Here is an 11,589-nt window from a genome sequence, read left to right as displayed (position 1 = left end):
CACGTTTGTGCTACTTTCTGCAAGGGAGATTTGTGGGTTAGCAGTGGCGCTGTACTTGGGGCAATATACAGGATGGGCGATCGGCTAATCTTGTGGTTGTTTGCTGCTATTAACACCTTGTATGGAATGTTATGCCGCAGTTGCGGTATCGTTAACGGTTATAGCCACGGTTAATATTTGAAAGCTGTTGGTGAGGGACGATAACTAAATTAAAGAGGCAACATTAATTATTGATTCAGGCGCTTACAGAGTCAATTGAAAACAAATGGAAATATCCATTTGTCAGTAATGACAACTTCAAGGGAGATTTCTTTGCTAGTTAGGTCAGAAATCTAGTTGCCAAATCAATAAGTAATTCAGTGGAATTATCCGAAATCTCTAGCGTAAAAGCTTCAGCCGAGAATGGTTTATGGACTAAAGTTCCTGGGATAGAAATATTTAACAAACTTGTAAATGAGAGTGTCTATTCGGGGTTTTAGTGTGTTTATTTCGCGCCGAATTATGTGGCGTTTATGCTTCTCTCAATCAAGGAATAGCAGATAAGAAAAATAAGTTAGGACTTGGGAAGCCGAGTGACATGGTAAGGGTTCAAGCACAATTATTTAAATATAAGCTTGGTTCTGACAAGCTCAGGGAATTTTTACAACCTCTCGATCTTCAGCTTGATTATTATATTCCACAGGCAACTACTTTTAGATGGTTCTGCAAGTTTGTGACCAATGGACTTCTTTTGTTGAAAGGGTTATTCGAGCAACTGAATCCTACCACCATCCTGGAAACTGGCGTCTTTGATCGAGAACCAGTATCCCAATGGGAGGATAGAGAAAATCACCTTACTAGGGGATGCCGCTCACCCGATGCGATCGTCCTTATGATTAAGGTTTACTATGGTATTTGAGCAAGACTTAAGTGCCCAATAAGTTGCTAAACTTATCCATAGTTATTCGCCGAGAGAAAGTTCTATGTGGAAAGTGGCAGAATTCGCAAAATTAGTGGGAGTCTCAAGCTCTACGTTACGACGCTGGGAAAAAGAAGGCAAATTAATCCCTGAGAGGACACTGGGCAACCAGCGTGTTTATTCAGAAAGTCACCTAAATATAGTCCGAAACCTAAAAATCGGTAAAACGCCACCCAATCGGGCGATCGTATATTGTCGCGTCTCGTCCCCTGGACAAAAACAAGACTTACTTCGTCAGACACAAGCTATGGAACAATTCTGCTTGGCGCAAGGAGTTGCTATCACAGACTCCATTCAGGAGATTGGGGGTGGACTCAATTTCAAACGTCCCAAATTCCTGCAAATCCTACAATGGGCGATACTAGGCGAAGTCAGGGTGCTGTACGTGGCTCATCAAGATAGGCTGTGCCGATTTGGTTTTGAACTTGTCGAGCAAATTCTACAGTGGAATGGCGGGACGATTATCGTCGCCAACGCCGAAAGCCTTTCACCGCATGAAGAATTGACTCAAGACTTGCTTTCAATAATCCACTGTTTTTCTTCCCGCCTCTACGGACTGCGGAAATATAAAGCAAAAGTTAAGAATATTGTAGAGGGTGTAGACCCTTGTTCGGATTCCTCTATACTTGATCAAGTAAAAATATCCAAATAAGTTTAACTATGTTTGGCGCCAAACGATCGCTAAAATTAAATAACAATGAAGCGACCTTGATGGCAAAACACGTAGGATTTCGGGACGTAGTATTTAATTTTGGATTAAGCTTGCGAACCCAAATGTATAGCGAGGGGAAGCTTTCAGACTCAAAGGTACTCAACGAAGTCAAAAAAGTTCTCAGCAACCACCTCAAGAAACCACCTAAATTCGTTTAGATTAACCAGTTATCTAGTCGAGTTTATCAAAATGCTTTAATTCACTTGAAAGATGCGTTTAGTCGATATCGTTCCGGGAAAGCAGGTTATCCAAAATTGGCTAGTCGCCGGAATGGTCAGTCTTTTACGTTTGACTCATTTAGCGCCCAAGTTCTGCTAAGTCCTGGCAGCACAATTAAGATTATCACCTTGGGAAAGTTTCGAGTTTACGAGGCACTTAAATGTAGTTTTGTGTCTCAAACTTTCACGATATCAAAAGAGGGAAGTCACTGGGAAACTATCCTTCTCTTTTGACGCGGAACGTTTACCAGTTCAGCCATTTGAAGCAGTTGTAGGAGTTGACGTAGATATTAAATACGCGACCGCACTGTCAAATAAGTAAGTTTTTGATGCAACAAAACCGTTGATAGCCAGTGCGAAAGCCAAGCTTACTACTTTACAGCGCTAAGCACCAAAACAGGTAAAAGGTTCCCAAAACTTACAATAAAACTAGCCCAATTTACGCACAAATAGCTGGTCTTCTATTCTTTTATCTTCACAACCTAAAAACTTATTTGGCTAAAAATTTCAAGCTAATTAAAATTAAAAACTTAAACGTCAAAGGCATGATGGCCAATCAGAAGCTGGCTGGATCAATATCGGACCTATAGTTTTACATACGAATTAAAGCGTTAACTTGACTATAAATGTAAAATGTCTGGAGCAACTTTAGTGCGAGTGGATAAATGGTTTCTTAGTTCTAAAACTTCCTCGAAGTGTGACAATAAAAAACATATATTACTACGTACAATTATGAAGCCGTCGCAACTGAATAAAAATGAGTATCAAGAATGGGTATACGACTAAAATCTTCCGTAAATCGTTGAATTTGTGCTGATTACAAATGCTGGCATCATCCCTATAGGCACTCGAACATTACAAATAAAGGACGTATTTAATCTGGATTTAATCTTAAACTCTCAATACAGGTCTTTCGGGATTTGGAATTAGACACTGATTTTTGCAATATACTAGCAAATCTAAAGTTTCTAACACCGTTTGACCGATTAGCACCACCATATCGCCTAAAACCATTCCCGCATCCATCGTTTCGCGCCCTTCTATTTCAATAATAACAGGTCCAGTCAACCCCACTGTTTATTGCCTGCCATCAGCATATTTTGCTATTTCGTGACTCCTAATTCTTACGTCCAAGTGTTCGCAGACTTCTACAGGAATAGCTGTGCGTACTGCACCAGTATCTATGAGTGCTTCTGCTTCGTACACGCGCAACAGATTTGGATTGAGCAATCCTCTCTTGACTAAATCTTCATCAATGGCATTTGTTAACTTGACTTTGACTCGAACTGCACCCATATTTTTGCTGGCTTGAGTTAGATTGCGATCGAGATTTATCATATCGCCTCTTTTCGTCTATAAAGTCTAGCTTTGAGCCTGGCCACAATTTATGGTACTAAGGTTCGCAGTGCATACACTACAACTAGAGTTTTTACGTAAGTCTTACAGGGTATTCCAGGTTTAGGAAGTGCCGTAGGGACACAGGCTTTAGCCTGTGTCCCTACGGGGAGCTATCACTCTTGTGGGGTGGGAATCGTGCCCGCCCTAAACATACAAGTTAAATGCACAACTGCTTACTCATCTTCTGCATAGATAAACCGATACAATTCGCTAGGATCTGGCTCAGCGCTTTTCTCCGCAAAATCGACTGCATCATCAATTACTGCTTCAATTTTATTATCGATCTCTTTCAATTGTTCAGCAGTTGCCAAAGTTCGATCGATCAAATCAGCAGCCAACTTCTTAATCGGATCGCGAGGGAACCAATATTCCTTCTCTTCCTTAGAACGCAACTCATCAGGATCGGCCAAAGAATGCCCGCGAAAGCGATAAGTCAAAGCCTCGATCAGAGTCGGCCCTTCGCCGGCGCGCGCCCGCGCTATAGCTTCCTTCGCCACTTCCCGCACCGCCAAAACATCCATCCCGTCAACCTCGACGCCAGCCATGCCAAAAGCATGAGCTTTCTTGTAAATCAGCGGGTCAGAAGTAGCTCGCTCGTGGGCCATCCCGATCGCCCATTTGTTGTTTTCCACAACATAAATAATCGGCAACTTCCACAAAGCCGCCATATTCAAACACTCAAAAAACTGCCCGTTATTTGCAGCACCATCGCCAAAAAAACAAGCAGTTACACCATCAGAACTCTCATCCCCCAAAGCTTCGCGGCGGTACTTCGATTGAAAAGCCGCCCCCGTAGCTACAGGAATCCCCTCAGCCACAAAAGCATAACCTCCCAACAGTCGGTGTTCGGCCGAAAACATGTGCATCGAACCGCCGCGGCCCTTCGAACACCCAGTTTCCTTCCCGAACAACTCCGCCATTACCTCCCGCGCCGGGACGCCCGCGCTCAAAGCGTGAACGTGATCGCGGTAGGTGCTGCTGACGTAATCAGTGTCATCTCGGCGCATCGATCGAATCACGCCAGTAGAGACAGCTTCCTGACCGTTGTACAAGTGGACAAAACCAAACATTTTGCCCCGGTAGTACATCTCAGCACACTTGTCCTCAAAAGAGCGCCCCAACACCATATCCTCGTAGAGCATCAAGCCCTCATCCCGAGAAAGGTTTACGCTTTGCGCGTCAAAAACTGGTAAAGTCCGTTCCTGAACCATAAATAATTAATACCCGACGATCGGCTTCCTAGACATCTAAATTTAAACCTAGATGGGACACAACCGCAGCAGAAAACGATCGCACCTTTTTTGTACAGCAGTTCACCAATTGTTAAAATGAGTTTGGCAGGCGGAGTGGCTTGCCGGGACTTGGAGAACCAACTCCCATCTAAAACCGATGCCAACAAATGATATAATTCCATTACTCTCAAACCCGAATAATGCTCTGCAAGTCAAACCACTCCTTTAGCTGACGGGCAGTGGGGCGTGGCATTTTCCTCACTGTAAAACGCTGTAGAGGGAAAAAAGTCAGAGTATCTCTACGGCAAGTCCAAGATACCGTGAATTGAGCGGTTGGAAGCCAACACCAGAATTTTTGATTGGGTTTGCGGGAGTATCTCACTTAAGATAGGCTAATTCAGTTGCTAGCGCTTTGGGGAAGTGGACGAGTGTTAATTCCACTAGATTACTACCGGATTTTGGGTCTACCGATTCAAGCTACTGCCGAACAGTTGCAGCAGGCTCACCGCGATCGAACTTTACAGCTTCCGCGCAGGGAGTATTCTGAAGTTGCGATCGTCGCCCGCAAACAACTGCTCGATGAAGCCTGCGCCGTTCTGTCAGACTCAGAGGGGCGCAAAGCTTACGATGCCAGTTTTTTAGCCAAAACTTACGATCGAGAGTCGGAAGCCGCACTCGAAGCCAAGCACCAGAGGTCAAAAACCTCAGCAGGCACGGCCACCTTCCTGCAAGAGGCAGGAGAAACCGCTCCGCCAGAGTCCAAGACTTTAGATGCTGCTCCCGACCCCCACACTCCAAGTATTGAAATCGATGACAACCAATTCGTAGGAGCCCTGCTCGTACTGCAAGAACTGGGGGAATACGAACTCGTACAGAAGCTGGGTCGCCCGTATCTTAACAATGGCAGCATCGCGATCGCAGAAGGTCGTTTCGGCGACCCTCAGCTCGTGCGGCCAGATATAGTTTTAACTGTCAGCCTTGCCTGTTTAGAACTCGGCCGCGAACAGTGGCAGCAAGGTCAGTACGAAAATGCCGCAAAATCATTAGAAGCAGGTCAAGAATTGCTGCTGCGCGAAAGCCTATTTGCAAGCGTGAGGGGTGAAATGCAAGCCGACATATACAAACTCCGTCCGTACAACATTTTAGAGCTACTATCCCTCCCCGAAGAAAAAGTCGCCGAGCGTCGTCGGGGACTGCAAATCCTGCGAGAAATGCTTCAAGAACGAGGCGGCATCGACGGATCGGGAGACGATCGATCTGGTTTAGGAATAGAAGACTTCCTCCGGTTCGTGCAGCAAATGCGTAAACACCTAACCAGCAGCGAGCAGCAGGCGCTATTTGAAGCCGAAGCCGGCCGCCCCTCCGCAGTCGCCACTTACCTCTCGGTCTACACCCTGTTAGCCCAAGGATTTGCAGCCAGACAGCCATCGATGATCCGTCGGGCCAAGCTGATGCTGATGCAGCTCGGTCGCCGCCAAGACGTTCACCTGGAAAAAGCCGTCTGTTCCCTGCTGCTGGGCCAAACAGAAGAAGCCAGCCGATCCCTCGAACTCAGTTCGGAAAAAGAGCCCCTGGCATTCATTCGCGAACATTCCCAAGATTCACCCGACTTGTTGCCCGGACTGTGCTTGTACGCCGAACATTGGCTACAAGAAGAAGTGTTTCCCCACTTCCGCGACTTGGCCAACGAGTCAGTGTCCTTGAAAGAATACTTTGCCGACCCAAAAGTACAAGCTTACCTAGAAGCTTTGCCACAGGACGCAGAAACCGCCAACGAATGGGTCGTCGTGCAGCCCCGCTCCGGCAAGCCCCCAGGGCGACTGCAACCGACAGCAGGCCGATCGCCCGCTGCCATACCCGTACAGCCACCCACAGCCCAGCAGGGAGCCAGTACCGTCACCTTGACCCCTGTACCAGGTGAGGCTTCTACCGCAGGATCGGGCGCGAAATCCCAGGCAACGGTGGCTGCGCCGAGCGCTGTTGCCCCCGTCTCTATCCCGATAGCGACAGTGCCACACCCCGTAGACTCGACTTCCAAACAACGCAGACGCCAACATTCAGGGCGCAGCGGATCAACCGGCAATGGGCTAAAAGGCGATTTGGTCGATCGAGCGCGGACCAGGGCAGCAGAACTTACCGCCCAAGTCAAGTCCATGCCTCCAAACAGGCTGGCTTTGTTTCTAGTCGCAGGTGTCCTGAGCCTGTTACTCCTGTGGTTAATACTCAGTCTGTTGGCTAGCGCGATGCAAGCTTTATCAGGCCCATCCCTCCAAGGAGAGCAAGCCCTGGTCCGTCTAGAAGAACCGCCCCTAGAAATCCCTGCCTTGGCCGCGGCCCCAGAGCCGAGCGCCGCAGGCGCAGTGTCGGGAGAAATCACTGAGGAATCAGCCGGACAAATAGTTCAAAGCTGGCTGTCGGCGAAAGCAGCGGCTTTGGGCCCCAATCACGCTGTCGAAGAATTAAAGCAAGTTCTGACAGAACCGGCTTTGTCTCGCTGGCAATTGATGGCAGAAGCTCAACAGCGAAACAACGCGCACCAGCGTTATGTACACAAGCTGCAAGTTAATGGAGTTAAGACAAATCCGACTAATCGCGATCGCGCTCAAGTAGAAGCCCAAGTCGCGGAAAAAGCCGAAGTGTTCGATCGTTCTCAGCTCGTTTCTTCCCGCAACGAAAACCTGCGCGTGCGTTACGACTTGATCCGTCAAGAGGGACAGTGGCGGATTATGGATTGGCAAGTGATTAAGTAAGGAATTGGTAATTAGTAATTGGTAATTGGTAATTTCTGCTGGCTAATTACTAATTACCAATTTTTGATTATTCAATAGTGCGGACAGTTTTCAATCACTAACGGCAGAATGAGGGTTTCAGCCTTCTCAGTGAGGTCAAATGCTAACGGTAGAATGAGAGTTTCAGCCTCTGTCTCAAAAACTGTCCGGAGTATTGATTATTAGGTTAATTTTTAATTCCAAAAGCGGGAGTTGTGAATTGCAGATTATTGTTGAAGGTTGGCGTTTTATTTATCATTCGTATTGCGTAGCCAATCAATTTCAACTGCTGGAAATGCTCGCTCGTCCGCGAAGCCAAATTGAGCTTTTCCACCGAGATATGCCTTACATAGACTCAGCTTGGGAGACGAAAATTAGCTTGTTCGATCGCCCAAATGAAACCTTACTTCGCAGTATTAAGAGCCCTGCGGTAAATCAGTCAGCGGATGTTACTATGCGAATGTACTGCCCGTGGGACTTCTCGGCATCCAGCAGTGGCCAAACTTGGGTATTTGCAGCGACAGAATGGGGAATTGTTACCAGTACAGTATTGCAGGCGATGGGGGTTAAGTCGATCGCCCAAACCCCGGTTAACTCACAAACGAAAATTATTACACCTTCAGCTTGGTCAAAAGCTGGCTTAATTCGCAGCGGTGTTGAGGCTGCTCGCATTGCCGTTGTACCTTTGGGAGTCGATCCTCAAATTTATTATCCTGCTGCGGGCGATCGGCGTGAATCACTGCGCCAAAGCTTGGGCTGGTCAAACTATTTTATATTTTTAAACATCGGAGGGCAAACCGATCGCAAAGGTATTCGCCCTTTATTAAAAGCCTTCGCTGCGGTAGTTGACAAATATCCAGATGCGAGATTAGTTTTAAAAGGTTCAGAAGTGCTTTATCCGTCCAGAGACGAGATTGCCGAAGCCTGCCGAGTTGTGCTCAACTATGCCGAAAGAGCGAGGGTTTTACCGAGATTAATTTATACTGGTAGCCAGCTATCTTTTGCTCAAATAGCAGAGTTTTACCAAGCTGCAAATGCCTATGTTTCTCCTTATTTGGCAGAAGGTTTTAATCTGCCGGTGTTGGAAGCGGCAGCTTGCGGTTTGCCGGTTATTTGCACTGCGGGCGGCCCTACAGATGATTTTACGCTATCAAACTTTGCACAGCGGATTGAGAGTAAATTTACGGCTGTGGTGAGTGACGGGGAAACCTTATTTATCTTAGCTCCGGATTGGGAACATTTGACTGATTTGATGCAAGGGGCGATCGAACAGCCTGGAATCGCTGCCAAAGCGAGGGTTGCGGGCCCGGCTTTTGTGGCTGAAAATTTTACTTGGAGGCACGTAGTCGATCGATTGCTTGAGGTTATGGGAGGATATAAAAATAGAAAGGAGAAGTCTATTTTTGATCCCATAATTTTGTAGTTTGAACGTTTCAAGCCCTAGGTATTTTCCGGTCAGGAATAGTGTTTTTTTTACAAAAATGATACCAATTCACTATGAATCTGCACTTAATATCAATTCCGCTTGCACCCGAATGACATAGCTTTGGTTGTAGGCCACCAGTGGAAACAAGTAATATCAATTCCGGCTGCACCGGAATGATATAGTTTTGGTTTTTGGCTACCAATGGAAACAAGTAATCCCTTTAATCAAAGAAGATGGTTTCAGCAGAACTTGGCAATGTTGAAGTAATACTTCTTCTAATTCATCAAGATTTTGAAATGACCGATTGACAATTGCTTCATTAACTAAAGGACACAGACGTTCTGAGACAGTTGTAATTCGGGAGAATGAGAGGGCATAAATTCTAAGTCTAGACCCTCTGGAACTATAACTTGTGCGCTAGTATGCCAACCAGCGTAGGTCTTTAGTTAAGATGATGTATTTATTCTGACGGGGTGACAACCCCGTTAAAACATAGACTGAATCAAGGACATAGCTCTCATACCCTTCTGAAAAAATGGCAATTTATTAGGTCTTATTTTCATTAATTCAACAACTATTTCCTGACAATATTCTATGCCTAATACCCAGGATTGACCCGATAATCCAATCCAAAAGCTACTATGGCGAGCTACAGTTCGCCCACTTTCTGTGAGCCGACCCACATATTTTTGCATCCCCATTTTTTTAATTTTGTCTCCTTGAAAAATAGCGCAAGTATAGGCAAAAGCTATTAATAAAATCAAGGTTTTTAAGCAGTCGTCACAAGCGTGACTTTTTTCGAGGTTATAGCCTCCTGTCTTGCAATCTTTGAACATAGCTTCTATCCCACTTCGACATCTAAATGTAGCCACAGCTTCTTTTAAAGTTCCTACATTTGTGAGGAGATACCAACCTTCATCTTCAACATGACCTTGATATCGACGCTTCCAATAACCTGCGATATCAAACTTGCCAAATCCTGTTTGCTTCGTCACTTTAACATCCCTAAAATAAAAGCTAGTACCTGGCATCAAACCCAACTCACTCAATCGCTTATATTCTTTACCTGCTTGTTCAATATATCGCCCCTTTTGTATTCTTAAAACAAACCTTACATTCTTATCACACAGCCATTTTCCCAGTTTGACACTCCCAAATTCGCGGTCTCCTATTATCACAAACTTATATTTCTTTAACAAGGTCAGGATTGGGCCAATCAATCTTTTTTGATCTTGGATATTACTACATCCTTTTTTCGGTAAGATTTGCCAATATAATGGTAATGCTCTCCGCTGAAATATCAGGCTGATGACAAAGATATTTTTGTCCCGCCACTGCGTTCTATCAATGGCAACTCTCAACTCTTTTTGCTGGTTAACTTTAGTTCTTAAAATGTATTTAATCAGGGGAAACCACAGATTCTCAACATTGAGAATAGGTAGCTTCAAAAATCTTTGAATCCCTCGTCGCCTGCTCTCAAACAAAATTGGATAAGGCATTAATGTTGCCAGGGATTCAATGCTCACTTGTTTCTTGATTTGAAGCAGAAAAATAAAAATACGAGCGGGTTAAGTATTCTGCTTGTTTCAGTTGTTTCTGGAAACAAATTTGGTAAAATGGAGGTAACATTTTCTATAGATGGGGTTGTTTAACGATATTGACCCCATCTTTTTTTACCATAAATCGGTCAAACCTTTGTTAGCTATGGGTTTTAACGGGGTTGTCACCCCGTCAGGTATTTATTTTTACCAACTCCAAATTCTCTAGCAAAATCTTCTAAAACTAAGTTGAAAAGCTTGATGTTAACTTTTGGCGGAATCCCAAAGTAGGTTTCTCCCCTTGACGGGTGTACAAAACCATATCACCATAGCCATTGATAGCGCCAATTTACCTTGGCTATGGGCTGCTCCCCATACCCTACCCAGACTCGCCGAATTATTGGCTTTAATCCCAGACGATGCTCATCCATTCACCACACTTTTACTGCTGCCAATGGATGCTAATGTTGAATTCGTTTAGCTTGCCCTCGCAGTTTTTTTTACAAGCTTCTTGGACTTCAAGGTCAGCAAGGTCGTGTTTCGATCTGGGTATCCGTAAGGGAAACTCCAACCAACGTAGGTAGTCCCAACCCCTTTGTACGCGCTCCTGGACGCTAAGCGTAAATTACTGATCCACTCAGCAACTTTACGACTGTTCCATAATCCTCCATCTGCAGTTGGAGTTCGTAAAGTTTGCAAAAGTTGTGCTTGTTCCACAACAGAGAGTAAAGGTTGAGTACCCGAATGTTGATGACGTTTGTCTTTCAACCTATTAGCACCTAATTGATTGTAGCGGCGAAGGTTCGCGATGTATAGAGTTACGGCAGTAACCCGTGACATCCGCGACATCTTCGGTAACTCGTCGAGTTGCTAAGAGCCAAATAATTGGGTAGCGTGTCCGTTCAATTGGGTCTGACGCTTGAGGATAAAGTTTAGACAACGGGCGAGGAGGTTTGATGAGCCTCAAACTTGAGGCGTTTAGGTTTGACTTGTTCTCGTTGCACTCTTGATGCTCTGTCAGTATTTCATTCCGGTGCAACCGGAATTGATAATAGAGAATCTAGCACTCATGCAGGCTCTACTCGACAACTACTCACAGTGTTTCCTATCCTAAATACACTAGACCTGCTACCTGAATCAAGTTAACAGAGGTTTGTGCTGGAGACAACACCCACAAGCTTGATTTGTCTTCTCCTCTAGCCTTCACCCCAAGCTGACAAGAAGCACATTATTCTCAAACGCAACATTTGTTCTTGAACACCTGGGTTTTAGCACCTGCTTGTACGTCCGGTGAGGCTGGCCACCACCGCCACTAACTCAGCAGCATCTACGGGTTTGG

Annotated in this window: 10 protein-coding genes and 3 pseudogenes; 8 read left to right on the top strand and 5 right to left on the bottom strand. The window is 45.4% G+C overall.

Annotated elements, in window-relative coordinates:
• Window positions 1-335: 335 nt before the first annotated feature.
• From QUA38_RS29490 to QUA38_RS29485, 5 genes and pseudogenes are all read left to right on the top strand, one after another.
• A pseudogene (locus QUA38_RS29490) lies at window positions 336-479 on the top strand (hypothetical protein); the annotation flags it as partial.
• The gene (locus tag QUA38_RS23465; RefSeq protein ID WP_333166115.1) at window positions 479-898 is read left to right on the top strand and encodes a hypothetical protein; all 420 of its coding nucleotides are present in this window, start codon (window positions 479-481) and stop codon (window positions 896-898) included. The pseudogene QUA38_RS29490 and the gene QUA38_RS23465, both read left to right, overlap by 1 nt.
• 64 nt (window positions 899-962) lie before the next feature.
• A complete protein-coding gene (locus tag QUA38_RS23460) occupies window positions 963-1,610 on the top strand; it encodes an IS607 family transposase (RefSeq protein WP_333166113.1) in 648 nt (215 codons plus the stop codon).
• 8 nt (window positions 1,611-1,618) lie between these two features.
• Entirely contained in the window at window positions 1,619-1,828 is a 210-nt protein-coding gene (locus tag QUA38_RS23455) for a helix-turn-helix domain-containing protein (protein ID WP_333166111.1), read from the top strand.
• Window positions 1,829-2,515: 687 nt separating this feature from the next.
• Window positions 2,516-2,674: pseudogene (locus QUA38_RS29485) on the top strand (hypothetical protein); the annotation flags it as partial.
• A gap of 105 nt (window positions 2,675-2,779) precedes the next feature.
• Here QUA38_RS29485 and QUA38_RS23450 read toward each other — a convergent pair.
• The 3 genes from QUA38_RS23450 to pdhA all read right to left on the bottom strand — a co-directional run bounded on the left by QUA38_RS23450 (window position 2,780) and on the right by pdhA (window position 4,497).
• A complete protein-coding gene (locus QUA38_RS23450) occupies window positions 2,780-2,956 on the bottom strand; it encodes a hypothetical protein (RefSeq protein ID WP_333166108.1) in 177 nt (58 codons plus the stop codon).
• A 9-nt stretch (window positions 2,957-2,965) separates the two neighbouring features.
• Window positions 2,966-3,226, bottom strand: a complete 261-nt coding sequence (locus QUA38_RS23445; RefSeq protein ID WP_333166105.1) for a hypothetical protein — start codon at window positions 3,224-3,226, stop codon at window positions 2,966-2,968.
• A gap of 233 nt (window positions 3,227-3,459) precedes the next feature.
• Window positions 3,460-4,497 (bottom strand): pyruvate dehydrogenase (acetyl-transferring) E1 component subunit alpha, encoded by a 1,038-nt coding sequence (pdhA, locus tag QUA38_RS23440; RefSeq protein ID WP_333166102.1) that lies wholly within the window; start codon window positions 4,495-4,497, stop codon window positions 3,460-3,462.
• 449 nt (window positions 4,498-4,946) lie between these two features.
• On the opposite strand from pdhA, the gene QUA38_RS23435 reads away from it, so the two are divergent.
• Window positions 4,947-7,268 (top strand): IMS domain-containing protein, encoded by a 2,322-nt coding sequence (locus QUA38_RS23435; RefSeq protein WP_333166100.1) that lies wholly within the window; start codon window positions 4,947-4,949, stop codon window positions 7,266-7,268.
• 238 nt (window positions 7,269-7,506) lie between these two features.
• A complete protein-coding gene (locus QUA38_RS23430) occupies window positions 7,507-8,709 on the top strand; it encodes a glycosyltransferase family 4 protein (protein WP_333166098.1) in 1,203 nt (400 codons plus the stop codon).
• 198 nt (window positions 8,710-8,907) lie between these two features.
• On the opposite strand, the pseudogene QUA38_RS23425 reads toward QUA38_RS23430, so the two are convergent.
• A pseudogene (locus QUA38_RS23425) lies at window positions 8,908-9,146 on the bottom strand (IS630 family transposase); the annotation flags it as partial.
• A 51-nt stretch (window positions 9,147-9,197) separates the two neighbouring features.
• Window positions 9,198-10,238 (bottom strand): IS4 family transposase, encoded by a 1,041-nt coding sequence (locus QUA38_RS23420; protein WP_333166095.1) that lies wholly within the window; start codon window positions 10,236-10,238, stop codon window positions 9,198-9,200.
• A 313-nt stretch (window positions 10,239-10,551) separates the two neighbouring features.
• On the opposite strand from QUA38_RS23420, the gene QUA38_RS23415 reads away from it, so the two are divergent.
• Window positions 10,552-10,731, top strand: coding sequence for a hypothetical protein (locus tag QUA38_RS23415; protein ID WP_333166092.1), 180 nt, complete (start codon window positions 10,552-10,554; stop codon window positions 10,729-10,731).
• Window positions 10,732-11,589 lie beyond the last annotated feature (858 nt).

This window comes from Microcoleus sp. Pol12B4, assembly GCF_036701385.1.
Classification (GTDB): domain Bacteria; phylum Cyanobacteriota; class Cyanobacteriia; order Cyanobacteriales; family Microcoleaceae; genus Microcoleus.
The sequence above is the reverse complement of the archived record's forward strand: the minus strand, read 5'-3'. Positions and strand labels throughout refer to the sequence as shown.